Source organism: Stenotrophomonas sp. FR010, from assembly GCF_047520755.2.
Classification (GTDB): Bacteria; Pseudomonadota; Gammaproteobacteria; order Xanthomonadales; family Xanthomonadaceae; genus Stenotrophomonas; species Stenotrophomonas sepilia.
This window is the reverse complement of the sequence record NZ_JAXBQT020000001.1, coordinates 311,017-335,595: the sequence shown is the minus strand read 5'-3', so window position 1 is coordinate 335,595 and position 24,579 is coordinate 311,017. Positions and strand designations below refer to the sequence as shown.

The window sequence follows — 24,579 nt, the reverse complement described above, 5'->3', positions numbered from 1 at the left end:
TTGGACCTGGATTTGAGCCTGCACGCATTCTTCACATAGGATGGACCCAAGCGCGCCTGCCATGAGGGTCGGCGCGGGGATCGACGGGACGTGCATGGCGCGTCCCGAACGGGCGGCCGCCGCCCACAGCCCAGGAAGGCAAGCGATGCAGGAGTTCCTCACCGTCGTGTTCGGTTTCCCGACCCTGCCGTACAGCATCGTGCTGGCGGTGGCGGTGCTGTATTGGGCACTGGCGGCCTTCGGCCTGGTCGACGACGGGTTTGGCGATGCCGGCGCCGATGGGGCGCTGCATGGCGACCCACATGATCTGCAGGGACTGTCCGCACTGCTGGCGCGTTGGGGCCTGGGTGGGGTTCCCCTCATGCTTGTGGTGACGCTGCTGGGTTTCTTCGCCTGGATCGTCACCTATTTCGTCCATCTGTTCGTGCTGTTGCCGCTGCCGGACCTGCTGCGCTGGGCGATCGGTGCGGTCGTGGCCCTTCTGGCGCCGTTGCCGGCGGTTCCGTTCACCGCGCTGCTGCTGCGCCCCGTCCGCAGGTTCCTGCTGCGCCTGCGCCCGGTGGCGCAGGCCTCGCTGCTGGGGCGTACCGGCGTGGTTGCCTCGCCGAAGGTGGATGCCCGCGGCGGTCACGCCACCTTCGACGATGGCGGCGCCGGACTGGTGCTGCAGGTGCGCAGCGAGATCGAACTGCAGCGTGGCGAGCGCATCGTGCTGGTCGAACACGTGGCTGATCAACACCATTACCGGGTGGTCCGCGCCGACGCGGTCGCCCTCGACTTCCAGGACAACCTGCTTCCGGGCAACAAGGAGAATCACTGATGACGTTGGCAACCATGGCCCCCTTCCTGATCGGCGTAGCCGTGCTGCTGGTCGCACTGCTCGGCCTGGCCGGCCTGTTCAAGGCCTTCTACCGCAAGGTCGACCAGGGCGTGGCCCTGATCGTCAACGACATGAGCTCCACGCCCAAGGTGCACTTCACCGGTGCGCTGATCATCCCGGTGCTGTACCGCGCCGAGCTGATGCGGATCAGCCTGATCACGCTGCAGATCGACCGCCGCGGCAAGGAAGGCCTGATCTGCCGCGACAACATGCGTGCCGATATCGCCGTGGCGTTCTACCTGCGGGTCAACGAGACCCAGGCCGACGTCCTGCGCGTGGCCAAGGCCATCGGTGCCGACCGTGCATCGGACAAGCATGCCGTCGACGAGCTGTTCAACGCCAAGTTCTCCGAAGCGCTGAAGACGGTCGGCAAGAAGTTCGACTTCACCGAACTGTTCGAGAAGCGCCAGGAGTTCCGCGACGAGATCATCGCGGTGATCGGCAATGATCTGAACGGCTACGTCCTTGAGGACGTGGCGATCGACTACCTGGAGCAGACCCCGAAGTCGCTGCTGGACCAGTTCAACATTCTCGATGCGCAGGGCATCCGCAAGATCACCGAATTGACGGCTGCGCAGAACGTGGTGACCAACGAGCTGGAGCAGAACGAGAAGCTCGCCATCACCAAGAAGAACGTGGAAGCGCGCGAAGCGCTGCTGGCCCTGGAACGCCAGCAGGCCGAAGCCGAAGCACGGCAGAAGCGTGAGATCGAGACCATCCGCGCACGCGAGGAGGCCGAGACCGCCAAGGTGCAGGAGGAGCAGCGCCAGTTGTCCGAGAACGCCCGCATCGAAGCGCAGCAGCTGATCGAGATCCGCGACCAGAACCGCCTGCGCGAAGTGGAAGTGGCCGAGCAGAACCGCCAGCGTGCCGTGGCCATCGAGGCCGAGCGCGTGGAGCGCGCACGCCAGCTGGAGCAGGTCACCACCGATCGTGAAGTGCAGCTGCAGGGCGTGGAGCGTGACAAGGTGGTCGAGCAGGGCAAGATGGACGTGGCCAACATCACCCGTGAACGCATCTCCATCGACAAGACCGTGGCGCAGGAAGAGGAGCGCATCAAGGAAGTGCGCGAAGTCTCCGAGGCCGACCGCCAGAAGCAGGTGCTGATCCTGGAAGCCGAGGCCAAGGCGCAGGAAGCGCTGGTGCGCGAAGTCAAGGAAGCGCAGGCGCGCGAGACCGCTTCAAAGCATCGCGCGGTGGAACTGACCACGCTGGCCCAGGCCGAGCATGAAGCGGCCGGCAAGCAGGCCGAAGCCAAGCGCCTGTTGGCCGATGCCCTGCGTGCCGAACAGGCAGCGCCGGGCCTGGCCGAAGCGCAGGTGCGTGAAGCTTCGGCGCTGGCCATCGAGAAGGTCGGCATTGCCGAAGCGCGCGTGATCGAAGCCAAGGCCGAAGCCAGCCTGAAGCAGGGCAGCAACGAAGCCCGCGTTCTGGCCGAGACCCTGCAGGCGCAGGCGCAGGGTGAAGAAAAGATGGGCCTGGCCCGTGCCACCGCCACCGAGTCGCTGGGCAATGCCGAAGCCGGAGTGGTGCAGAAGAAGCTGCTGGCCGAGGCCGAGGGCCTGGTGCGCAAGTTCGAAGCCATCGCCTCGCTGAGTGACCAGGCACGTGGCCATGAAGAGTTCCGCATGATGCTGGACAACAGCCTGAAGCAGGCGCTGGCCTCGATCGAAGCCGGCAAGGAAGTCTCGCGCGAGAACGCCAATGTCATCGCCAGCGCGCTGCGCAACGCCGATATCGACCTGGTCGGCGGCGACGGCGGCATGTTCGAGAACCTGGTCAAGGCGGTGTCGCTGGGCAAGTCGATCGAAGGCTTCGCCGGCAAGAGCCCGATCGTGCAGGAGCTGATGCAGCGCTACCTGGGCGTGGCCGTGGCCGAACCGGCGCCGCGCCAGATCGCCGAGGATGCCGAAGCGGTACCGACCGTGTCGGCTACCGTGGTCGACAGCGCCCGTTGATGCATCGGGCGATGGCCGTCGCCATCGCCCGCCCGCGCCGGCCGCAACCGCGGCCGTCCGCCCGTGAGCCGGAAACCTGCTGATGTCTGAAACCCATCCGTCCGCCGAATCCACTGCGCCGGAGGCCGGCGGCAGCACCGTCGACCAGGCTGTCGCCCAGGGCGGCGCCTACGAAGTCCTGCGCCGCCGCCTGGCCGAGCAGGGCCAGCGCCTGCAGGGCCTGGCCGAAACACTCAACCGCCAGCGCCTGGCCGAGTTCGGCGATAGCCGCCTGGAGGTGGTCGGGCGCTTCCGCATCCGCAGCGACAACAACTGCGTCGGCCGTGACATCGTGCAGGTGGGCCCGGACCGCCTGCTGTTCGGCTACAACGTGTTCATCGGGTTGAAGACCCAGACCCGCATCGAGGATGTGTTCGGCCTGTACCGGCTGGTGCAGGGCAGCGACGGCTACGACGTCGCTGCCCTGGAACTGAAGGGCAGCTTCCTCGACCAGCCCGGCTTCGTGCACGATTTCAACGAGCTGTATGCCTACTACAAGCACGCGCGCCTGCTGCAGCTGATCGTGGTCGGCGACAAGCTGCTGGCCTCGTTCCAGATCGGCGAGCGCAGCAGCGACGTGCGCGTGTTCCGCTGGGCGCTGTCGCGCGAGGGCGAGCTGACCTACCTGGATGCGCGCGGTGAGCGCGATATCGCGCTGCCGCCGCCGTTCGACTTCGAATGGACCCGGGCGACCCGCGACCTGGCGGTCAACGGCCGCCATTCGCACCTGAACATCCTCGACACCCTGTTCGTGGAAACCACCGGTGGCGACCTCACCATCAAGGTCGAAAACAACACCGAAACCGGACAGGGCATCTACAGTGAACCCGTGGAGGACAGCACGCAGTCGCTGGACGACGCCCAGTTCGAGTTCGCCCGGGTCGGCTCGCTGGTATTGCTGAAGGTGCTGCCGTACCGCGAGACCGAATGGCGCGGCCTGATCTACAACACGCTGACCGGCGGCATCGTGCGCAATGATGCGATCGTGCAGGCCTGCGTGCAGCTGCCCGAAGACCATGGCGTGATCTTCCCGGGTGGCTATTACCTGCAGGGCGGCGAGCACAAGGCATTTGATGCCTCGATGGCCGGCATGCAGTTCAAGCGCAGCATCCGTTCGCCAAACGGCGAGGACGTGCTGTACATCTTCTACGAGCGCGAAGGCGGGCGCTCGGCGCTGTTCGTCTACAACACCATCCAGCGCGTGCTGCAGAACCCGGTGTTCGGCCATGGCTACGCCTTGATGCAGGACGGGCGCATGGTGCTGTTCCATGCCGAGGGCAGCGAACCGACCCGCATCCATCCGATGCAGGTCTGGCAGACGCCGTTCAGCAGTGACGAGTTCGCCGCCAACCGGCCGCCCGGCAACACGTTCATGGGCCGCATCGGCAACGCCGAGCTGGTGCGCGGCATTTCCAACCTGTTCAACCTGGCGCGCGAGATCGATGGCCAGGACGTGTCGGTACAGCGCTACCAGCGCCTGGTGGCCGATACGCGGCGCCTCTTTGATGCACACCACTGGCTGGGTGACGCGGCCTGCGATGGCGCCGAGGCGCTGCTGCGGCAGATCAGCGCGACCGGCGAATCGGTGCTGGACGAGTACGAGAAGGTGCAGTCGATCCGTCAGCAATCGGCGCAGGCGATGCTGGAGGCCGAGGCCGCGCACAAGGCGCTGCTGGGCCGGCTGCAACCGCAGAACTGGAGCGAGGTGCAGGCCTTCGTCGAGGCCCTCAACGCGATCACCGCATTGCGCGGGCGGCTGCTGACCCTCCGCGAGCTGCGCTACATCGACACCGCGCGCATCGAGGCGATGACCGTCGAACTGGTGGAGGCACAGGACCGTGTTGGCGCCGCCACCGGTGACTTCCTCGCCGGCGAGGAAGCGCTGGCGCCGCTGGCCACGCGCCTGCAGGCGCTGGATGATGCCGCGCAGCAGGCACAGACGGCGCGCCAGCTGGACGAGCAGTTGGAAGGCCTGCGTGGCATGGCGTCCGACCTGGACATGCTGTCCGAGCTGATGGCCGGCCTGAAGGTGGACGATGCCACTGCCCGCACCCGCGTGGTCGAGTCGATCTCGGTGCTGTACGGTCGCCTCAACCAGGCGCGCGCGCGTGCTGACCAGCGCCGCAGGTCACTCGGTTCGGCCGAGGCCGTGGCGCAGTTCGCCGCCCAGTTCGCGCTGTTCTCGCAGTCGATCACCAGCGCGCTGGCGCTGGCCACCGACCCCGAACGTGCCGACGAGCAGTTGTCGCGCCTGCTGGTGCAGCTGGAGGAACTGGAGAGCCAGTTCGGCGAACACGAGCAGTTCCTCGGCGACATCCTGAGCAAGCGCGAAGAGCTGGTCGAGGCCTTCGAAACGCACAAGCAGGCGTTGCTGGATGACCGCCAGCGCAAGGCGCGCTCGGTACTGGATGCGGCCAATCGGATCCTCGACGGCCTGGCCAGGCGCACCGAGCGCTTCGCCACCGCCGATGAGCTCAACGCGTTCTTTGCCGGTGATCCGCTGATCCTCAAGCTGCGTGAGCTGGCCGAGCGCCTGCGCACGCTGCACGACAACGTCAAGGCCGACGACATCGAGGCGCGGCTGAAGGGCGTGCGTGACCAGGCGGTGCGCCAGCTGCGCGACCGCAGTGACCTGTACGAAGCCGGCGGCAACGTGGTGCGGCTGGGCCCGCGCCATCGCTTCAGCGTCAATACGCAGGCACTGGACCTGACCCTGTTGCCGCGTGGCGACACGTTGGCCATCCATCTGACCGGCACCGACTTCCTGGAGACCCTGCACGATCCGGAGCTGGACGCACTCAAGCCGTTCTGGCCGGTCACCCTTGACTCGGAATCGCCCACGCTGTATCGCGGCGAGTATCTGGCCGGCAGCCTGCTGCTGGCCGCGCAGGAGGGGCGCGATGGCCTCGATCTGGCTGCGCTGCAGCACGACGTCGCCAACCCGGAAGCGCTGGATCAGCGTGTGCGTGCGTTCGCCGCACCACGCTATCGCGAAGGCTACGAGCGTGGCATCCATGACCACGATGCGGCACTGATCCTGCGTGCGCTACTGCCCTTGCAGCAGGCGGCCGGCAGCCTGCGTCACGCACCGCGGGTGCGTGCGCTGGCGTTGCTGTTCTGGGCCGCTGAGCAGCGGCGCGAAGCGGTGGCGCAATGGCCGGCGCGGCAGGTGGGCGCCGAGGCGCTGGCACGCCTGCTGGGGTCCGACGAAGGGCGCCTGGCGTTGCGCACAGAAATGGCCGAGGCGCTGCTGGGGTATGCGCAGTCCCACGCGTTGCCGTTCGATGCCGATGCCGCGGAGGCTGCAGCCGCCTATCTGGGCGAAGAACTGGCGGCGGGCGATCCGGTGTTCAGCAGCAGCCGCCACGCGGTGGCGCTGCTGGAGGCATTGGCCGAGCAGCTGGAACAGGCGGGGCAGCGTGAGGCGGTCGAGCGTGCCCTGCAGCGCGGCCAGGATCCACTGGCTACGCGTTGGTCATTGGCTGGGCAGTGGCTGCGCGCAGTGGCGCGGATGCCGGCGCATGCGCAGCATGCCGGCTATGTCGACGAAGCCGCCGCGTTGCTGCTGGTGCAGCGCCAGTTGCGCACCCGTGCCAGCGATGCCGCACTGCAGGCGGAGGTCAATGGCCTGCTGGGTGAACACGCACGCATCAGCAATGGCGCGCTGGAGGTATCGCTGGATGATTTCCTCGCGCGCCTGCAGCAGCACCTGCGTCATTTCGTGCCAGCGTTTCATGCCTACCAGGCGCTGCGCCAGGGCATCATCGGTCGCGAGCGCGAGACCCTGCGGCTTTCCGAGTTCAAGGCGCGGCCGCTGTCCTCGTTCGTACGCAACAAGCTGATCAACGATGTCTACCTGGGCGTGATCGGTGACAACCTGGCCAAGCAGATGGGCACGGTCGGCGAGAACAAGCGCAGCGACCTGATGGGCCTGCTGATGATGATTTCGCCCCCGGGCTATGGCAAGACCACGCTGATGGAATACGTGGCGCACCGCTTGGGCCTGGTCTTCATGAAGATCAACGGCCCGGCGCTGGGCCACGAGGTGCGCTCGCTGGACCCGGCCCAGGCACCGGACGCGACCTCGCGGCAGGAGCTGGAGAAGCTCAACCTGGCGCTGGAAATGGGCAACAACACCATGCTGTATGTGGACGACATCCAGCACACCCATCCCGAGTTCCTGCAGAAGTTCATCTCGCTGTGCGATGGCACCCGCCGTATCGAGGGCGTGTGGCGCGGTCGCACCCGCACCTACGACATGCGCGGCAAGAAGTTCTGCGTGGTGATGGCCGGCAACCCGTACACCGAGTCCGGCGAGGTGTTCAAGATTCCGGACATGCTGGCCAACCGTGCCGACATCTACAACCTCGGTGACGTGCTCGGTGGCATGGAGGCCGCCTTCACCCTCAGCTACATCGAGAACAGCCTGACCTCCAATCCGGTGCTGGCGCCGCTGGCCACGCGCGACATGGCCGACCTGTATGTACTGGTCGACCGCGCGATGGGCAAGGAGGTCTCGACCAACGGCCTCAGCCACGCCTACAGCAGCGCGGAGATCAACGAGATCACCGCCACCCTGCAGCGCATGCTGCGTGTGCGTGACGTGGTCTACCGGGTCAACCAGCAGTACATCGCCAGCGCCGCACAGGACGACCGCTACCGCACCGAGCCGCCGTTCCGCCTGCAAGGCAGCTACCGCAACATGAACAAGCTGGCCGAGAAGATCTCCCCGGTGATGAACGAGGACGAACTGCAGCAGTTGATCTCCGACCACTACCTGGGCGAGGCGCAGCTGCTGACCACCGGTGCCGAAGAGAACCTGTTGAAGCTGGCCGAACTGCGCGGCGTACTGGATGACACGCAGGCGCAGCGCTGGGCACAGATCAAGCGCGACTTCCTGCGCAACAAGGCCATGGGGGCCGACGACAGCGATGTCGGCGGGCGCGTGGTGGCGCAGCTGGCCGATATCGCCACCGCGCTGCAGCTGCCACCGCCCGCGCCGGAAGCGATCGCCGTTGCGGACCCGGCGCCGTGGCCGGCGCTGCTGGAGGCCCTGCATCGCCTTTCAGAGGCGCGTCCGGCCGCTGCGCCGGCGCCGGTCGCGGCAGCCCCCGGCGTGCCGGCCACGGCCTTGGCCGAAGACCTGCAGGCGGGCCTGGCGCCGCTGGTGGAGCTGCTGGCGGCATCGCAGGCGCAGCAGGTGCAGGTGTCGCAGACCCTGGCCGCGTTCGCCGGCTGGGCGCGACAGCAGGTCGAGCGGGGCACGCCGAGCGCTGTGGTGGCGCAGCGCGCGCGCGTACGCCGCGCCGCGACGCCGGAGGAGCGGGCGCTGGATGAGGCGCTGATGCGCCACTTCTACGGCGAGTCATTGCCACCGGAAGACGGCGATGGCATGCCGGCATCCACGCCGAAGCCGCCGCCGCTGCCGTGACCACGCGCGTGCCACTGCCGCCACCGATGCTGCCGGATACGGTCGATGTCGCTGCGCTGGCCGACTATGGTGCGCCGTTGCTGCAGGCGCTGGCGCGGCGCGAAATGCCGTTGCCACCGGGTGCGGGCGAGCGCCTGGTGGCTGCGCTTGCGCGCATCGCGCTGGCCCTGCAGGCCGGCAACCCGGCGCAGATCCGGCAGCAGGAAGGCTGGTGGGGACGGCTGCTGGGGCGCGATGTCGCTCGCGAAGCAGAAGGGCACGCGCTGCAGTCGCAGCTGGGCGTACTGGCCCTGCAGGCGCGTGAGCAGGCCCAGCACCTGCAGCAGCACATGCATCTGCGGGCCATGGCCATCGTTGAGCATTCCGCGGCGGCCGCGGCGCTGGACGGCTGGGCCGAACTGGCTGCGTCGCGGCTGACGACGCTGGATATCGCCGGTCAGGCCGCGCTGTCGCACCGGCTGGACCATCTTCGCCGGCTGGCCTCGCTGCGCCGCCTGGAAGCCGGCCAATGGCAGCTGCTGCAGGACCAGGACAACATGCTGCTGCAACGCTTCGCGCGCATCCATGACGTGCTGCTGCCAGCCTGGCGGCAGGCTGCACTGGCGGGCCAGGCCGCTGCGGGCGCTGCGTTGGCCGGCAAGGCTGCCACGTTGCACGCACAGATCGATGACGAGGTGGCCGCGGCTCAGGCTAGACTGCCTTGAGCCGGCCGCCGCTGCCGCTTACCCAACTGCAAGGAGACTGCCCGATGACCCAGGACAGCCAGACCCCCGGTGCCCTCGTACCCGGCACGACCACCGCCACTGCGCTCGACGAAGGTGCACTGCAGGCGCTTGGGCTGGTCCGCGAGGATCTGCCGCGCATCGCCGAGATCCGTCTGGAACTGGACGATCTGCGCCCGGGCAACCTGCAGGTGTTCGGCCGCGAGGCGGCCACGCGCACCGCCGCGTTCTCCAGCCAGTTGCTGGACCAGGTCCGCAATCGTGACCTGGATGCCAGTGGCGAGAAGCTGGGCGAGGTGGTGCGCATCGCGCGCAGCCTGAAGCTGGACGGCTTCGCCCAGCGTTCGAAGGTGCCGGTGATCGGTGGCCTGATCGACCGCATGCGCGCCTCCAAGGGCGAGCTGGTGCAGAAGTTCAGCGACACCAACGCGCAGATCGAACAGCTGCTGGCCGACGTCGGCGTGCAGCAGGCGTTGATGGGCAAGCGCGTGGGCGAGTTCGACCGCATGCACGATATCGTCCGCGAAGAACGTCGTGCGCTCGGCCTGTATGCGGCAGCGGGCAAGCAGCGGCTGGCCGAACTGCAGGCCGAACAGCTGGCCGGGCAGGCCAGCGAGGACCCCCAGCAGCGCATCCGCCAGGGCGAGATCGACAATGCGATCCGGTTGATCGAGAAGCGCGTGTCCGACCTGCAGCTGATGCAGCACGCCGCCGATCAGTCGCTGCCGATGATCCGCCTGATCCAGGCCAACGCGCTGCAGCTGATCGAGAAGTTCAACACCGTCCGCGACATCACCATTCCGTCGTGGAAGCGCCAGTTCGCCATCCAGCTCTCGCTGGGCGAACAGAAGGCTGCGGTCGAACTGTCCACGGCCATCGATGACGCCACCAACGAACTGATGCGCCGCAATGCCGACCTGCTGCGCCAGGCCTCGGTGGATACCGCGCGCAGCAACCAGCGCGGCGTAATCGACGTGGCCACGCTGCGCCATGTGCACGACCAGCTGATCGCCACGGTGGAAGAAGTGCGCAGCATCCATCGCGAAGGGATGCAGCAGCGGCAGCAGGCGGAAGCGGAGCTGTCGCGCCTGCGCGAAGACCTGCAGCAGCGCCTGGCCACACCGACCGCCAGCTGAAAAAAGGGGACGGAGGGAATTAAGTCGTTTGTGCCACTTGCGACTTAATTCCCTCCGTCCCCTTTTTGTTGTCATCGGAGTTGCTGGCCCAGCCAGTCGGCGAGCGCATCCACGCGCGCATCAGGTGGTCCGTCCGGTTGCGCCAGCACCCAGAAACCACCAGTGGCGGCAAACCCCCACGGCGCGACCAGTCGTCCGGCGGCCAGGTCCTCGGCCACCAGTGGCTCGGGTGCGATCGCCGGGCCCAGCCCGGCCACCGCTGCCTCCAGCAGGTAGTACAGATGCTCGAAGGCCGTGCCCAGCTGCAGCTTCGCGGGGTCCAGAGAGTGCGCCTGCGCCCACGCCGGCCACGCCTGCGGCCGTGAGCTGGTGTGCAGCAGCGTCTCCTGCAGCAGCGCCGAGGGCGGTACATGCCGCAGGCGCTGCGCGGCCGGATGCGAGGGGGCCACTACCACGCCGACCCGTTCCGGGGCCAGCTCACGCACCTGCCAGCCCCGGGGCCACGGCCCCTGTGCCAGCAGCAGTACCGCATCCAGTGCCGCCTGTGCCTCGGTGAAGCTGCCATCCAGCGCTGACCACTGCAGGCGCACGCCGGGCAGGGCGGCCTGCAGCGCAGGCAGGCGCGGGATCATCCAGCGCGCCAGCACGCTGCCGCTGCAGCCCAGTACCAGCGCCGGGGCCGCCGCCGGCCGCCGCAGTTCGCGCACGCAGTCTTCGATGCCGCCGAAGGCCTCGCTGCACGCTGCCTGCAGCCGCGTGCCCGCAGCGGTCAGGCGCAGGCCGCGACCGGCACGCTGGAACAGCGCCAGGCCGAGATGGTCTTCCAGCAGCTTCAGCTGCCGGCTGACCGCACCGTGGGTGACATGCAGGTCGTGTGCGGCGCGGCCGACGCCGCCGAGACGGGCGGTGGCCTCGAACGCACGCAGCGCATTGAGTGGCGGCAGCAGGGAACGGCTCATGTGAGATTTCCTGACGATATGCGCAAGATAATATCCATTTTCCGGTCAAGACCCGTGCGCTAGAGTATCCACCTGTCTCGAACCAGCGGTCGCTTCCATGTCTGCCTCCCCCATTGCCGACTACCACGCCTTCCCGGATGCCCAGGGCCATTTCGGCCGCTACGGCGGCAGCTTCGTTGCCGAAACCCTGGTGGGTCCGCTGCAGGAACTGGCCCAGGCCTATGACCAGGCCCGCCAGGACCCGTCATTCCAGGCTGCCTACGACCGCGACCTGGCCCACTACGTGGGCCGGCCGAGCCCGATCTACCACGCCCAGCGCCTGAGCGACCATGTCGGCGGCGCGCAGATCCTGCTCAAGCGCGAAGACCTGAACCACACCGGCGCGCACAAGATCAACAACACCATCGGCCAGGCGCTGCTGGCCGCGCGGATGGGCAAGAAGCGCATCATCGCCGAGACCGGTGCCGGCCAGCACGGTGTTGCCAGTGCCACCGTTGCCGCCCGCCTGGGCCTGGAATGCGTGGTGTACATGGGCGCCACCGACATCGAGCGGCAGAAGATCAACGTCTACCGCATGAAGCTGCTTGGCGCGACGGTGGTGCCGGTCACCTCCGGCTCGGCCACCCTGAAGGACGCGCTCAACGAAGCGATGCGCGACTGGGTGACCAACGTGCAGGACACCTTCTACATCATCGGCACCGTGGCCGGCCCGGATCCGTATCCGCGCATGGTCCGTGACTTCAACGCCATCGTTGGCCGCGAGGCACGCGAGCAGATGCTGGCCGAGTATGGCCGCCTGCCCGATGCGATCACCGCGTGCGTCGGCGGCGGCAGCAACGCCATCGGCCTGTTCCACGCCTTCCTCAACGATCGCCAGGTCGAGATCGTCGGCGCCGAAGCCGCCGGCGACGGCATCGGCACCGGCCGCCACGCCGCATCGATCGCCGCCGGTCGGCCGGGCGTGCTGCATGGCAACCGCACCTATGTGCTGTGCGACGACGACGGCCAGATCATCGAGACCCACTCGGTGTCGGCCGGCCTGGACTATCCGGGCGTCGGCCCGGAGCATGCTTTCCTGGCCGATACCGGCCGTGCGCGCTACCTGGGCATCACTGATGAAGAAGCGCTGCAGGCCTTCCACCTGCTGGCGCATACCGAGGGCATCCTGCCGGCACTGGAGTCCAGCCACGCACTGGCACAGGCGATCAAGCTGGCGCGTGAGCGTCCGCGTGACCAGATCGTGCTGTGCAACCTGTCCGGCCGTGGCGACAAGGACGTGCACACCATCGCCGCGCGCGAAGGGCTGGTGCTGTGAGCGCGCTGCTGCGGAACAGCGGGGTGCTTCTGCTGGTGCTGGGCCTGGCCGCGTGCCAGCCGCCGGAACCGCCAGTGCTTGCGCCGGCTGCCAAAGCCACCGCGCAGCCCGCACAGCAGCCGGCCGCCAACGATGACCTCGACCCGATGGCGCGTACGCCGATCGTCGATCCGCCGTCTGCGGAAGAGAGCAACGACGACAACGCCCCCGCCGTCGCCTCGGTTGCGCTGGACCATGCCGGCGAAGTGCTGGTTGGTCAGCACATGGGGGACCTGAAGTCACTGGGGCCGTGGAAGGCACAGGGCGCGAAAGAGTTCTTCGAAGGCGACTGCGAGTACTACGTCGGCAGGGGGTTGCCGCCGGGCGTGTCGATGATGACCGACGACGACCGCGTGGTCCGATTTGATCTGAAGCCGGGCGACGACCCGGAGCTGCCGGTTGAACAGCCCGGTCCCTTCGGCCTGCGCATCGGCATGACCCGTGCCCAGGCCATGGCGCAGTTCCCGAAGCCGCCGGTATCCAGCCCGCATGCCTACGACGGTGACCAGGGCGAGTACCTCACCTGGCAGGACCCGGGTTCGGACCTGGGCATCCGCCTGGAACTGTTTGAAGGGAAGGTCACCCGGATGTACTGGGGAACCAGCGATGCGATTGAACTGATTGAAGGATGTGCCTGAAATGCCCGTATCCCGACTCGATGCCTGTTTCCTGCGTCTGCGCGAACAGCAGCGCAAGGCGCTGATTCCCTTCGTCACCGCCGGTGATCCCTCGCTGGAGGCGACCGTGCCGGTCATGCACGCACTGGTCGAGGCCGGCGCCGACGTGATCGAACTGGGCGTGCCGTTTTCCGACCCGATGGCCGATGGCCCGACCATCCAGCGCAGCTCCGAGCGCGCGCTGGCACGCGGCGCCGGCAGCCGCTACGTCCTGCAGGCCGTGGCGCAGTTCCGCGAACGCGATGCGCAGACCCCCGTGGTGCTGATGGGCTACCTCAACCCGGTGGAGATCCATGGCTACGCGGCCTTCGCCAAGGCCGCCGTCGACGCCGGCGTGGACGGCGTGCTGCTGGTCGACCTGCCGCCGGAAGAAGCGGGCGATGCCCAGCAGGCGTTCGACGCAGCCGGCCTTGCACTGGTCCTGCTGGCGTCGCCGACCACCAGCGAGGCGCGAGCCGACAAGCTGCTGGCGCTGGCCCGTGGCTATCTCTACTACGTCAGCTTTGCCGGTGTCACCGGCGCGTCCGAGCGCCTGGACAGCGATGCCGCCAGTACCCGCCTGCAGGCGTTGCGCGCGCGCGCATCGGTGCCGGTGGTGGCGGGCTTCGGTATCAAGGATGCCGCCAGTGCCGCGGCCATGGCCCGCCAGGCCGATGGCGTGGTGGTCGGAAGCGCGCTGGTGGCGGCGCTGGCGGAAGCGGGCTCGGCGGAAGACGCGGTGCAGCGCGCCCGGGCCTTCCTCGCCCCGCTGCGGCAGGCGCTGGACGCGTAACAGGACTGCCGGCCGCTGGCCGGCGTCCTCCTGATGGCTGGCGTGCAAAGGCTGCCGGCCGGCGGCGGGCACCGTCCAGCACCTAAACGTACGTCCCAGCATGGTTTTTTCCCGCTGCCCCGCGGCTGGCAAGGGGGTGCACGGGCGGGGAAAGCGGAGCTAGACTGTCCGCCTTTGCGGCCCCAGGGCCGCCCTGAACGGAAGTGTCCTCCCGCATGAGTTGGCTCAGCAAGTTGATGCCGTCCGGCATCCGCACCGACAACACCCCCAGCAAGAAGCGCAGTGTCCCCGAGGGCCTGTGGGAAAAGTGCAGCAACTGCGGCAGCGCGTTGTACCGTCCGGAACTGGAAGAGAACCTGGAAGTCTGCCCGAAGTGCGGCCATCACATGGCGATCCGCGCGCGCGCGCGCCTGGCCGCCCTGTTCGACGCCGACAGCACCACCGAGATCGGTGCGCGCCTGGGGCCGACCGACCTGCTCAAGTTCAAGGACCAGAAGAAGTACAGCGAGCGCATCAAGATCGCGCAGAAGAATACCGGCGAGTACGACGCGCTGATCGCCATGCGCGGCCTGCTCAAGGGCCGTGCGCTGGTGGCATCGTCTTTCGACTTCGCGTTCATGGGCGGCTCGATGGGCTCGGTGGTCGGCGAGCGTTTCGCACTGGCCGCAGAAACCGCAGTCGAGATCGGGGCGCCCTACGTGTGCTTCTCGCAGAGCGGTGGCGCCCGCATGCAGGAAGGCCTGTTCTCGCTGATGCAGATGGCCAAGACCTCGGCCGCGCTGGGCAAGCTGCGTGAAGCCGGGCTGCCGTACATCTCGGTGCTGACCCATCCGACCACCGGGGGTGTCTCGGCCTCCTTTGCGATGCTGGGCGACATCAACATCGCCGAACCGCAGGCGCTGATCGGCTTCGCCGGCCCGCGCGTGATCGAGCAGACCGTGCGCGAGAAACTGCCGGAAGGCTTCCAGCGCTCGGAGTTCCTGCTCGAACATGGTGCCATCGACCAGATCTGCGATCGCCGCGAGCTGCGCGACCGCCTGTCCGACCTGCTGGCGATGCTGGGCCGTCAGCCGGCGCCGGAGGTGGCTTGATGGGAGGCCGCAAGTACTTTGGTACTGATGGCATCCGTGGCCGGGTCGGCCAGGGCGTGATCTCGGCCGACTTCGTGCTGCGCCTGGGCAACGCCCTGGGCCGTGTCCTGGTCGCCCAGCGCGGCCAGGACGGGCGCCGGCCGATCGTGGTGATCGGCAAGGACACCCGCATTTCCGGCTACATGTTCGAGGCGGCGCTGGAAGCCGGCCTGGTGGCCGCCGGTGCCGACGTGCAGCTGCTGGGGCCGATGCCGACGCCGGCGGTGGCGTTCCTGACCCGTACGCTGGGCGTGGATGCCGGCATCGTCATCAGTGCCTCGCACAACCCGCACTACGACAACGGCATCAAGTTCTTCTCCGCTCAGGGCGAGAAGCTCGACGATGCCACCGAGCTTGCCCTCGAAGCGGCGCTGGACGTTCCGTTCACCACCGTCGAATCGGAGAAGCTGGGCAAGGCGTCGCGTGGCCGCGAGGCGGTCGGCCGCTACATCGAGTTCTGCAAGGCCAGCGTGCCGCGCGCGTTCGACCTGCGTGGCGTACGCCTGGTGCTGGACTGCGCGCACGGCGCCACCTACCAGATCGCACCGCTGCTGTTCCGCGAGCTGGGTGCCGAGGTGATCGGCATTGGCGCCGAGCCCAACGGCGTCAACATCAACGCCGGCGTGGGCTCCACCCATATCGACAATCTCGCGGCCAAGGTCCGCGAAACCCGCGCCGATCTCGGCATTGCCTTCGACGGCGACGGCGACCGCGTGCTGATGGCCGACGACCAGGGCAACCCGGTCGACGGCGACGACCTGCTTTACATCCTGGCCCGGGCATGGAAAGCCGAAGGCCGCCTGCGCGGCCCGGTGGTCGGCACGCTGATGAGCAACTACGGCGTGGAGAAGGCCTTCGCCGATCTGCAGATTCCGTTCGTGCGCAGCAATGTCGGTGATCGCTATGTGCACCAGGCGCTGATCGAAGGCGGTGGGGTGCTCGGCGGCGAAGCCTCCGGCCACCTGCTGTGCCTGGATCGGGCCACCACCGGTGACGGCATCGTCAGTGCGCTGCAGGTGCTGGTGGCGTTGCGCAACAGCGGGCAGACCCTGCGCCAGGCATTGAAGGGGCTGGTGCGGGTGCCGCAGAAGACGGTCAACGTGCGGCTGGGCAATGTCTCGGCCAAGGCCACCGTGCAGGCCGACAGCGTGCAGGCCGCGCTGGCCGTCGCGCAGCAGTCAGTGGCCGGCCGTGGCCGTGCGTTCCTTCGCCCGTCCGGTACCGAGCCGGTGGTGCGTGTCACGGTCGAGGCCGACGATGCAACGCTGATGCAGGACACGCTGGACCGCCTGTCCGCGGCGGTACGTGAAGCCGCCGCCTGAGGCAGCTGCGCATTCGCCCAAACAGAAACGCCCCGTAAAGCCGGGGCGTTTTTTCGTTCAGGCGGCAAGGCTGCGCGAGGCTCACGGCCCCGGCACCATCTTCTTCTGCCGCGCCTTGAAGCCATTGAACAGCGGCGCGATCAGGGGGGTGTAGCTCTGGGCGATGCGCTTGCGCAACCAGCTCGCCGGGCGGTTGCGGATCGCGAAGCGGTAGATGCGTTCCGGATCGCCGCCGACTACGTTACGGCCGAACGGGTGGGTGGTGTGCAGGTAGCGGAAGCCGTGCTCGCGTGCCACCTCGATGTGGTCCTGGTCGAAATCGCCGTAAGGCCAGCACAGCGTATCGGACACCTCGCCGAGCTTGTCCCGCAGGACTTCGCGCGAGACTGCCAGGTCGTGGCTCAGGCCCGCACGGCGCTGTGCGCGGTCCAGGTCGTCGCGGCGCAGCCAGCGGGTGTGGGTATGGGTGTGGCAATGCACTTCGAAGGTGCCGGCGGCGATGGCCGCGCGCGCTTCGCTCCAGCGCATCATCACGTCGTCGCTGCGGTTCTGCTCGTAGATCGCCGCTTCGCAACCGCGGTGGTCCGGCGTGGCAGGCAGCACTGCCCCGGCAAGCCCCGCGTGGGGCCGCTCCGGGCCTTCACCCATCCAGCCGGTGACCACGAACACCACTGCGTGCATGCCGTACTTCTGCAGGATCGGGTGCGCATACACCCAGTTGTCCAGGTAGCCATCGTCGAAGGTGATCACGATCGACTTGCGCGGCACCGGCTTGCCGGCCAGGAAGCCGGCGTACTGGTCCAGTGTCAGCGAAGTCCAGCCGTTGCCGGCCAACCAGGCGATCTGGCTTTCGAAATTTTCCGGTGACACGGTGATCATGCCCGGCGACGGACTGACGTGGTGGTGCATGAGCACCGGTACGGTTCGGGCATCAGCCATGTCCCAGCTCCTTCAGCCACTGGCGGTAGTAGTGTTCGGTGGTCTCACCGTGGCCATCGGGGGTGAACCGGTGCGCGCTGTGCATCCAGTCCCACCCGGCGCGGCCCATCTGCCGCCGCCGTTCCGGATCTTCCACCAGCAGGCGCAGTGCGCCTGTCAGGGCTGCATTGTCGCCCAATCGGGTGAGGATCGCATTGCTGCCCTCGACCACCATCTCCGGCACGCCACCTACGCGCGTGGCCACGATCGGTACCCCGACATAGGCAGCCTCCAGCAACACGGTACCGGCCGCTTCCTTGTGCGAAGCCAGCGCGAAGATGTCGAAGCCGGCCATCAGCCGGCACGCGCCGTCACGATAGCCGAGCAGGTGGACCTGTTGCTGCAGCCCATTCTCGTCGCGCAGCGCCTGCAGCCGATCCATGATCGGCTGGCCATCGCCGATCACCACCAGGTGCAGGTTCGGATGCGTCCTGCACAGCGGCACCATCGCCTGCAGGAGGTCGGCATGGCCCTTGGGTCCGCGCAGCACCGCCACGCAACCGACCACGATGTCCTGCTCGCCGAAACCGAGCTCGGCGCGCACCTCCGCGCGCACCTCCTGCAGGCATTGCCAGGGATCGGCCTTGCGGATCTCGCTCCAGCGCGGCGGGACTGCAATTGGCGGCACGATACCGATGTGCTCGGCCGGAATGCCGCGCTCCGTCAGCAGCTGCTTGACGAAGCTGCTGACGGTCATCACCCGGTGCGGCAGGCCGGTATAGGTCAGCAGCGAGTTGACCGGGCTCATCAGGTGGCGCGAGCGTATTACCAGCGGTGTGCCGCCCAGGCGTGCACCGGCGGCGGCGATCAGCGCGTCACGGCGGCTGGTGGTGTTGACCACGTCGTAGCGCTCGCGACGCACCAGGCGCGAGACCGACCAGATGCCGCGCAGCAGGCGCAGCAGGCCCCCCATGCGCAGGGTGTGCACGGTGAAACCGTCGTCGCGTGCCAGCTTGGCCAGTCGCGCTTCGGGCTGGCACAGCAGCGCCACCTCATGGCCACGCGCGCGCATCACCTGCATGTGGCGGAAGATGTAGATCTCCTGTCCGCCCATTCCCTTGGCGGCTTCGGTGTGCAGGATGCGCAGCGGACGGTTCATGCGGGATCGATCCTTGAAGGTCAACGATTGCGGAAGCGGGTCAATGCTTCCCATGCAGTTCGTACGGCAGCCGCATCAGGGGCCTGCTGGGGCAGCGGAAGGTAGTGCCGGTCCAGCGCTGTGGCGTTGCCGAACTTGTCGAACACGTAGATCGCGTCGCCATGGCGTATCGCGCGCTGCGACCAGCTTTCGACCACCAGGGCACGCGGGCCCTGCGGTTCGGCCAGCAGGTCCTGGCCGGTGCTGTAATCGCTCAGCGCGTTCTCGCAGCCCAGTGCATGGCGCATCAGTGTCGGTACCCAGTCTTCGTGCGAGCTGGTGCGGGCGTCGCGGCCAGTGGCCCTGCCTGGCCAATGCAGCACGAACGGGACCTGCAGCTGGTAGTCGGAGAAGTTGCCGTTGTGGCCCCAATAGTTCAGCTTGAGGTCGTTGAACTCTTCGGCATGGTCGCCGGTGACCAGCACGATGGTGTCCTCGGCCAGGCCCTGTGCGCGCAGGTCGTCCAGCAGCGAGCCGATCAGGCTGTCTGCGTAGTGCACGGCGGTGCGGTAGCGGTTGAGTTCCGGCGTCGGGTCATGCTCCGGGCCGAATTTGAGGAAGTCGATGTCCGCAGCCATCGGCGTCGCCACGGGCGGGTAACCATCGGGCATGTGGTACGGCGCGTGGGTGGAGTCGAGGAACACGAAGCCAAACCACGGGCGCTGCGCCGCCTGGCTGGCGCGGATGTCCTGCTGCAGTGCACTGATGATCGCGCGGTCGCGGCCGTCGGACTTCAGTGCCGATGGCCCCTGGTGCAGCTGGTCGCGCACATCGGCGAATGCCGTGCGATCGAATTCCGGGCTGTACAACGGCGCACTGCCGTACAGGTGCAGGTCGTAGCCCTGCTGGCCCAGCACCTGGAACAGCTGCGAGCCGCGCTGCTCGTCGAGCATGCTTGGCCAGTAACCACCGGGCAGGCCGTACAGCAGCCCGAACAGGCCGTAGCGGGTGGCATTGCCGGTGCTGAAGTGCTGGTCGAACACGCGCGCGTCCTGCGCCAGCGCCGACGTATTGGGCATCAGCTGCGGTGTCAGCACGTCCTGGCGCAGCGATTCCAGCACCACCATCAGCACATTGGGACGATGCGGGTTCTGGCACCGCAGCGGGTGCAGTGGGTACTGCAGCTGCGCATGGCGCGGGTCGGGCAGGCCGGCCTGCTGCTGGCTGACCACGCCCAGGCGCCGCATGAAGCTCTTGGCGGTGATCGGTTGCGCCCACGGCAGGTAGTTCCACTGCGCGATCACATCGCGGTCGCCGCGGGCGTCGTAGTAGGCGGTGGCCACCTGGCCGCCGGCCATCAGAAGCGCGACCGCTGCCCACGCCTGCAGCACCCGTCGCCGGCGCGGCACTGCCGGCAGCAGCTTCCAGCACGCCCAGGCCAGCAGGCCTTCGGCGGCGAAGACCGCGGCGACCAGCAGCGCGACCTGCAGCCAGGTCTTCCAGGACAGGGCGACCTGGTCCTGCAGGGCGCCGCCGAACACCATGTTCACGACCATGGCGTTGAGGTGGAAGCGATACAGGGTGAACACCTTGGCGTCGACCAGCAGCAGGCACAGCCACAGGCCCTGCAGGAGAACGGCGCTGATGCTCAGCGTACGGGCAGTGCGTGGCCACAGCCCCAGCAGCAACGGCAGCAGGCCGGCCAGCGCGCCGAACGCGAGCAGGTGGCCGGGCAGGGCGATCGCGAGGTAGGCCAGGCCCGCGCTGCCGCCTGGATTGTCCCGCAGCGGCACGTTGCCCAGTGCGATCGCCGCAGCCAGGACTGCATTGCCGGCGACGAACAGCGACCACCAGGCCAGCCGGCGCCAACGCCGGGTGGAGCCTTCAAGGGCGAGTGCGGCAGGGGCGGCTGCAGACATGGCGAAGCGGATTCAGGGAGCGGGGAAAAGGTCGGGCGCCACGTGACGGAAGCGTTAATCCGCGCGCGGGTCGCGCATTGTATCGGTTTGTTTCTTCGTATCGAGTGGCGTCCCCCGGGCGATCTGTCACAATGTTCAGGCGGGCCATGAATGCGCTGGCCCCCCAGACCCAATGACAAGCCAGGAACCGCTGTGAGCCAGATCCCCACCCTCGACATCACCCGTTTCGACAGCGACCGCGAGGCCTTCGTGGCCGAGCTGGGCGCGGCCTATCGCCAATGGGGATTCGCGGGCATCCGCAACCACGGCATCCCGCAGGCCGACATCGACGCGGCCTACGATGCCTTCAAGGCCTTCTTCGCCCTGCCGGAAGAGGTCAAGCGCAAGTACCACGTGCCTGGCAGCGGCGGGGCCCGCGGCTATACCCCCTTCGGCGTGGAGACCGCCAAGGGCTCCAAGCACTTCGACCTGAAGGAGTTCTGGCACATCGGCCGCGAGATCGCTGACGACTCCAAGTACCGTGACGTGATGGCGCCGAACCTGTGGCCGACCGAAGTAGAGGGCTTCCGCGAGCGGGGGTACGGCCTGTACCAGGCGCTGGACAACCTGGGGTCGCGCGTGCTGTCGGCGCTCGCCCTGCACATCGGCCTGCCGGAGAATTTCTTCGCCGACAAGACCAACTTCGGCAATTCGATCCTGCGCCCGATCCACTACCCGCCGATCACCACCGACGACATCCCGAACGTTCGTGCCGGTGCTCATGGCGACATCAACTTCATCACCCTGCTGGTGGGTGCCAGTGCCGCGGGCCTGGAAGTGCAGTCGCACGACGGCGAGTGGGTGCCGTTCACCTCGGACGCGGACACCATCGTGGTCAACATCGGCGACATGCTGCAGCGCCTGACCAATCATGTGTATCCGTCGACCATCCACCGCGTGGTCAATCCTCCGGGCGAGCTGGCGCGCCAGCCGCGCTACTCGGTGCCGTTCTTCCTGCACCCGAACCCGGACTTCCTGATCGACGTGCTGCCCTCGTGCATCACCCCGGAGAACCCGAGCCGGTACCCGGAGCCGATCACCGCCCACGGCTTCCTCGAGGAGCGCCTGCGCGAGATCAAGCTGAAGTAAAGAGAAGTGAGGCCGCCGAAAGGCGGCCTTTTTCTTTGCAGGGCTTCGCCCTGCACCCGTAGAGGCCAAAGCCAAAGCCAAGGCCCAAAGCCAAATCGGCTCTGGGTTTCTGCGTGTTGGGCGGGGCGGCGTGGGTTGGCAGGACACGCCGTGAACCCGTCCTTGGGGGCTCGATGGCGCCATCCATGGCGCCAACGGTCCTGCCAACCCACACCGCCCCGCCTTCGACGGTTTCCCGGTGGCGCTGGGTAGGTGTCGACCGTGGTCGACGCGGTAGATCCACGCCATGCGTGGATGAGATCTGTCAGATCGAAGTGGGTTAGGGGGTTGGTCCAGCCGGCAGCAACCCGGAATGCAGCTTTTGCCTTTGCTCTTGCTCATCTTTTTTCCTTCCGTGGCGGGCGGAACCGCCGGAATGTGTCAGAGGTCGGGCGGGTGGGGATGACGGGGGTGTCCGCGGCATGGATGCCGCGGCCGAGCCCCCACGGACGGGTTTACGGCGTCCCCCGCCATCCCCACCCGCCCGGCCAAGCCCCAGATCTAGTCGGGCTCTCCGCGACCAACCAAACCCCGCCCCCGGCCACGAGGGGCTGCGCCGTTGGCTGAAAACCCATGTAACCGCTTACACAGAAACGGATTTTTGCCGTAGCGGGTATCATGAGCGGCTGACTTCACACAGGAGCCACCCGCTCATGCGCCGCAAGATCGTCGCCGGAAACTGGAAGCTGCACGGCAGCCGTCAATTCGCCACTGAACTGCTGGAGCAGGTGGCCGCCGGGCTGCCGCTGGAGGGCGTGGACGTGGTGATCCTGCCGCCGCTGCCGTACCTGGGCGAGCTGGTCGAGGACTTCGGCGCGACCGGCCTGGCCTTTGGTGCACAGGACGTCAGCAGCAACGAGAAGGGCGCCTACACCGGCGAGGTCTGCGCAGCCATGCTGGTCGAGGTCGGGGCCCGCTATGGCCTGGTCGGCCACTCCGAACGCCGCCAGTACCACCATGAAAGCAGCGAGCTGGTCGCGCGCAAGTTCGCCGCCGCCCAGCATGCTGGCCTGGTCCCGGTGCTGTGCGTGGGCGAGACCCTGGAACAGCGAGAGGCCGGGCAGACCGAAACGGTCATCGCCAGCCAGCTGGCGCCGGTACTGGAACTGGTCGGTGCGGCCGGTTTCGCCAGCGCCGTGGTCGCCTACGAGCCGGTCTGGGCCATCGGCACCGGCCGTACCGCCAGCAAGGAGCAGGCGCAGCAGGTGCACGCGTTCATCCGTGGCGAAGTCGCGCGTATCGATGCTAGAATCGCCGATTCACTGCCCATTGTTTACGGCGGTAGCGTGAAGCCCGACAATGCCGGGGAACTGTTCGCGCAGCCGGATGTCGATGGTGGGCTGGTCGGCGGCGCCTCCCTGGTGGCCGCGGACTTCCTGGCCATCGCACGGGCGGCGGCCGCGAACTAATCCTAGAAGTATTGTCCGAGGGCGGTTTCCAATGCTGATGTTGATCCTCAATGTCGTCTACGTGCTGGTCGCTGTGGCCATGATCGCGCTGATCCTGATGCAGCGTGGCTCGGGTGCGGCGGCAGGTTCGGGCTTTGGTGCCGGTGCCTCGGGCACGGTGTTCGGTGCGCGTGGCGCCTCGAACTTCCTGTCCAAGTCGACCAAGTGGCTGGCTGTCGTGTTCTTTGGCATCAGCCTCTTCATGGCCTGGTATGCCGGTCACGGCACCCGTCCGGCGGCCGACCAGGATCTGGGTCTGATGTCCGCCCCGGCAGCGACCGCTCCGGCGGCTCCGGCGGGCGAGTTGCCGGCCGTCCCGAAGGCCGATGCGGTCCCGGCAGCCCCGGTTCCGGCCGCCAATGTGCCGGCTCAGGCGGAATCTTCGGTTTCTGGTGAAGAAAAGCCTTCGGAAGGCTCCCAGAAAGACTGAAGCCGGTTACAATACGCGGCGCATCGGAAAGATAGTCTGATGTGATCGTTTGCCCAGGTGGCGGAATTGGTAGACGCACTACCTTGAGGTGGTAGCGACGCAAGTCGTAGGGGTTCGAGTCCCCTCTTGGGCACCATTTGTAAGTAAAGCGGGTTCGTCTGGCGCGCAAGGCGCCAGGCAGGTTCCCGTCCACTCCCCCATGCCAAAGCGCCTGCAGGCGCAGCGGCAGAGGCAAGAGAGAATCGCTGTGCTGGCCGAATATTTGCCGTCTCTGCTGTTTCTGATCGTTGCCACCGGTATCGGCGTTACGCTGATGCTGGTTGGTCGATTCCTCGGTCCCCGCCGCCCCGATCTGGAAAAGCTGTCGCCGTATGAGTGCGGCTTCGAAGCCTTCGAAGACGCGCGCATGAAGTTCGACGTGCGCTACTACCTGATCGCGATCCAGTTCATCGTCTTCGACCTGGAAATCATCTTCATCGTGCCGTGGACCCAGGTCTTCATGGAACTGGGCGCCCGTTCGCTGGTCACCATGGGCCTGTTCGTCGGCATGCTGTTCCTCGGTTTCATTTACGTCTGGAAGAAGGGAGCGCTGGAATGGGAGTGATTCAGACTCTCGATGGCCTCATGAACAATCCGTCGCCGGAAGGCCGGGTTGATGACATCCTGCGGCCGGAAGGCGACAACCCGCTGCTGGAAAAGGGCTTCGTCACCACCAGCGTCGACGCACTGCTGAACTGGGCGCGCACCGGCTCGATGTGGCCGATGACCTTCGGCCTGGCCTGCTGTGCGGTCGAGATGATGCACGCCGGCGCCGCGCGCCTGGACCTGGATCGCTACGGCGTAGTGTTCCGCCCGTCGCCGCGTCAGTCCGACGTGATGATCGTGGCCGGTACCCTGGTCAACAAGATGGCCCCGGCGCTGCGTAAGGTCTACGACCAGATGCCGGACCCGAAGTGGGTCATCTCGATGGGTAGCTGCGCCAACGGTGGCGGCTACTACCACTACTCCTATTCTGTGGTGCGCGGCTGTGATCGCGTGGTGCCGGTGGACGTCTACGTCCCGGGCTGCCCGCCGACCGCCGAGGCGCTGGTGTACGGGATCCTGCAGCTGCAGAAGAAGATCTGGCGTACACAGACCATCGCCCGCTGACCCCTTCACCTGACTAGAGCGCGCCAAGCC

At 67.4% G+C, this 24,579-nt stretch carries 19 protein-coding genes and 1 tRNA gene; 16 read left to right on the top strand and 4 right to left on the bottom strand.

Translation table 11 applies throughout. From position 1 onward, the window contains the following. Window positions 1-145: 145 nt before the first annotated feature. The 5 genes from ACM0PK_RS01575 (at window position 146) to ACM0PK_RS01555 (ending at window position 10,166) form a co-directional block, all read left to right on the top strand. Entirely contained in the window at window positions 146-820 is a 675-nt protein-coding gene (locus ACM0PK_RS01575; RefSeq protein ID WP_134969110.1) for a DUF1449 family protein, read from the top strand. Beyond that, complete coding sequence (locus tag ACM0PK_RS01570) at window positions 820-2,838, top strand: hypothetical protein (RefSeq protein WP_005417967.1); 2,019 nt, start codon at window positions 820-822, stop codon at window positions 2,836-2,838. The genes ACM0PK_RS01575 and ACM0PK_RS01570 overlap by 1 nt, the downstream gene beginning before the upstream one ends. Before the next feature lie 82 nt (window positions 2,839-2,920). Continuing rightward, window positions 2,921-8,308 carry a DNA repair ATPase gene (locus ACM0PK_RS01565; protein ID WP_414607012.1) on the top strand — a complete coding sequence of 1,796 codons (5,388 nt, stop codon included), beginning with the start codon at window positions 2,921-2,923 and terminating at the stop codon, window positions 8,306-8,308. Next, entirely contained in the window at window positions 8,305-9,012 is a 708-nt protein-coding gene (locus tag ACM0PK_RS01560; RefSeq protein WP_414607011.1) for a hypothetical protein, read from the top strand. Before ACM0PK_RS01565 ends, ACM0PK_RS01560 begins: the two co-directional genes overlap by 4 nt. A gap of 44 nt (window positions 9,013-9,056) precedes the next feature. Beyond that, window positions 9,057-10,166 (top strand): toxic anion resistance protein, encoded by a 1,110-nt coding sequence (locus ACM0PK_RS01555; protein WP_072168499.1) that lies wholly within the window; start codon window positions 9,057-9,059, stop codon window positions 10,164-10,166. A 71-nt stretch (window positions 10,167-10,237) separates the two neighbouring features. On the opposite strand, the gene ACM0PK_RS01550 is transcribed toward ACM0PK_RS01555, so the two are convergent. After that, window positions 10,238-11,125, bottom strand: coding sequence for a LysR family transcriptional regulator (locus ACM0PK_RS01550; protein WP_072168498.1), 888 nt, complete (start codon window positions 11,123-11,125; stop codon window positions 10,238-10,240). A 97-nt stretch (window positions 11,126-11,222) separates the two neighbouring features. On the opposite strand from ACM0PK_RS01550, the gene trpB reads away from it, so the two are divergent. The 5 genes from trpB (at window position 11,223) to glmM (ending at window position 16,380) form a co-directional block, all read left to right on the top strand. Further along, the gene (gene trpB, locus ACM0PK_RS01545) at window positions 11,223-12,440 is read left to right on the top strand and encodes a tryptophan synthase subunit beta (RefSeq protein WP_072168497.1); all 1,218 of its coding nucleotides are present in this window, start codon (window positions 11,223-11,225) and stop codon (window positions 12,438-12,440) included. Beyond that, the gene (locus tag ACM0PK_RS01540; RefSeq protein ID WP_111201688.1) at window positions 12,437-13,117 is read left to right on the top strand and encodes a hypothetical protein; all 681 of its coding nucleotides are present in this window, start codon (window positions 12,437-12,439) and stop codon (window positions 13,115-13,117) included. The genes trpB and ACM0PK_RS01540 overlap by 4 nt, the downstream gene beginning before the upstream one ends. Before the next feature lies 1 nt (window position 13,118). Then, a complete protein-coding gene (gene trpA, locus ACM0PK_RS01535; RefSeq protein ID WP_005417949.1) occupies window positions 13,119-13,928 on the top strand; it encodes a tryptophan synthase subunit alpha in 810 nt (269 codons plus the stop codon). A gap of 215 nt (window positions 13,929-14,143) precedes the next feature. After that, complete coding sequence (gene accD, locus ACM0PK_RS01530; protein WP_005417947.1) at window positions 14,144-15,019, top strand: acetyl-CoA carboxylase, carboxyltransferase subunit beta; 876 nt, start codon at window positions 14,144-14,146, stop codon at window positions 15,017-15,019. Next, window positions 15,019-16,380 carry a phosphoglucosamine mutase gene (gene glmM / locus ACM0PK_RS01525; RefSeq protein ID WP_072168494.1) on the top strand — a complete coding sequence of 454 codons (1,362 nt, stop codon included), beginning with the start codon at window positions 15,019-15,021 and terminating at the stop codon, window positions 16,378-16,380. Before accD ends, glmM begins: the two co-directional genes overlap by 1 nt. Before the next feature lie 81 nt (window positions 16,381-16,461). Here the strand turns inward: glmM and ACM0PK_RS01520 are convergent, their stop codons facing one another. From ACM0PK_RS01520 to ACM0PK_RS01510, 3 genes are read right to left on the bottom strand one after another with little or no spacing between them, the layout of a single operon-like run. Then, on the bottom strand, window positions 16,462-17,319 hold the full coding sequence (locus ACM0PK_RS01520) for a polysaccharide deacetylase family protein (protein ID WP_061480014.1): 858 nt from the start codon (window positions 17,317-17,319) through the stop codon (window positions 16,462-16,464). Next, entirely contained in the window at window positions 17,312-18,457 is a 1,146-nt protein-coding gene (locus ACM0PK_RS01515) for a glycosyltransferase family 4 protein (protein ID WP_111201687.1), read from the bottom strand. The genes ACM0PK_RS01520 and ACM0PK_RS01515 overlap by 8 nt, the downstream gene beginning before the upstream one ends. 20 nt (window positions 18,458-18,477) lie before the next feature. Further along, window positions 18,478-20,355 (bottom strand): DUF3413 domain-containing protein, encoded by a 1,878-nt coding sequence (locus ACM0PK_RS01510; protein WP_134972207.1) that lies wholly within the window; start codon window positions 20,353-20,355, stop codon window positions 18,478-18,480. A 150-nt stretch (window positions 20,356-20,505) separates the two neighbouring features. On the opposite strand from ACM0PK_RS01510, the gene ACM0PK_RS01505 reads away from it, so the two are divergent. The 6 genes from ACM0PK_RS01505 (at window position 20,506) to ACM0PK_RS01480 (ending at window position 24,549) form a co-directional block, all read left to right on the top strand. Then, the gene (locus tag ACM0PK_RS01505) at window positions 20,506-21,483 is read left to right on the top strand and encodes an isopenicillin N synthase family dioxygenase (RefSeq protein WP_049414703.1); all 978 of its coding nucleotides are present in this window, start codon (window positions 20,506-20,508) and stop codon (window positions 21,481-21,483) included. A gap of 692 nt (window positions 21,484-22,175) precedes the next feature. Continuing rightward, window positions 22,176-22,931 (top strand): triose-phosphate isomerase, encoded by a 756-nt coding sequence (gene tpiA / locus ACM0PK_RS01500; protein ID WP_111200649.1) that lies wholly within the window; start codon window positions 22,176-22,178, stop codon window positions 22,929-22,931. A gap of 31 nt (window positions 22,932-22,962) precedes the next feature. Then, window positions 22,963-23,400: a preprotein translocase subunit SecG gene (gene secG / locus ACM0PK_RS01495; protein WP_049415231.1), complete on the top strand. Its 438-nt coding sequence runs from the start codon at window positions 22,963-22,965 to the stop codon at window positions 23,398-23,400. Between the two features lie 51 nt (window positions 23,401-23,451). Beyond that, window positions 23,452-23,536 (top strand) — tRNA-Leu (locus ACM0PK_RS01490). A 111-nt stretch (window positions 23,537-23,647) separates the two neighbouring features. Continuing rightward, the gene (locus tag ACM0PK_RS01485; protein ID WP_005417937.1) at window positions 23,648-24,004 is read left to right on the top strand and encodes an NADH-quinone oxidoreductase subunit A; all 357 of its coding nucleotides are present in this window, start codon (window positions 23,648-23,650) and stop codon (window positions 24,002-24,004) included. Next, window positions 23,995-24,549 (top strand): NuoB/complex I 20 kDa subunit family protein, encoded by a 555-nt coding sequence (locus ACM0PK_RS01480; RefSeq protein ID WP_005417936.1) that lies wholly within the window; start codon window positions 23,995-23,997, stop codon window positions 24,547-24,549. The genes ACM0PK_RS01485 and ACM0PK_RS01480 overlap by 10 nt, the downstream gene beginning before the upstream one ends. The last annotated feature ends 30 nt before the right edge of the window (window positions 24,550-24,579 follow it).

Coding starts and splice junctions, on each gene's coding strand:
- glmM (WP_072168494.1), top strand. CDS start 15,019: ATGGGAGGCCGCAAGTACTTTGGTACTGATGGCATCCGTGGCCGGGTC.
- ACM0PK_RS01510 (WP_134972207.1), bottom strand. CDS start 20,355: ATGTCTGCAGCCGCCCCTGCCGCACTCGCCCTTGAAGGCTCCACCCGG.
- trpB (WP_072168497.1), top strand. CDS start 11,223: ATGTCTGCCTCCCCCATTGCCGACTACCACGCCTTCCCGGATGCCCAG.
- ACM0PK_RS01505 (WP_049414703.1), top strand. CDS start 20,506: ATGCGCTGGCCCCCCAGACCCAATGACAAGCCAGGAACCGCTGTGAGC.
- ACM0PK_RS01565 (WP_414607012.1), top strand. CDS start 2,921: ATGTCTGAAACCCATCCGTCCGCCGAATCCACTGCGCCGGAGGCCGGC.
- ACM0PK_RS01570 (WP_005417967.1), top strand. CDS start 820: ATGACGTTGGCAACCATGGCCCCCTTCCTGATCGGCGTAGCCGTGCTG.
- ACM0PK_RS01550 (WP_072168498.1), bottom strand. CDS start 11,125: ATGAGCCGTTCCCTGCTGCCGCCACTCAATGCGCTGCGTGCGTTCGAG.
- ACM0PK_RS01515 (WP_111201687.1), bottom strand. CDS start 18,457: ATGAACCGTCCGCTGCGCATCCTGCACACCGAAGCCGCCAAGGGAATG.
- ACM0PK_RS01480 (WP_005417936.1), top strand. CDS start 23,995: ATGGGAGTGATTCAGACTCTCGATGGCCTCATGAACAATCCGTCGCCG.
- accD (WP_005417947.1), top strand. CDS start 14,144: ATGAGTTGGCTCAGCAAGTTGATGCCGTCCGGCATCCGCACCGACAAC.
- secG (WP_049415231.1), top strand. CDS start 22,963: ATGCTGATGTTGATCCTCAATGTCGTCTACGTGCTGGTCGCTGTGGCC.
- trpA (WP_005417949.1), top strand. CDS start 13,119: ATGCCCGTATCCCGACTCGATGCCTGTTTCCTGCGTCTGCGCGAACAG.
- ACM0PK_RS01555 (WP_072168499.1), top strand. CDS start 9,057: ATGACCCAGGACAGCCAGACCCCCGGTGCCCTCGTACCCGGCACGACC.
- ACM0PK_RS01575 (WP_134969110.1), top strand. CDS start 146: ATGCAGGAGTTCCTCACCGTCGTGTTCGGTTTCCCGACCCTGCCGTAC.
- tpiA (WP_111200649.1), top strand. CDS start 22,176: ATGCGCCGCAAGATCGTCGCCGGAAACTGGAAGCTGCACGGCAGCCGT.
- ACM0PK_RS01520 (WP_061480014.1), bottom strand. CDS start 17,319: ATGGCTGATGCCCGAACCGTACCGGTGCTCATGCACCACCACGTCAGT.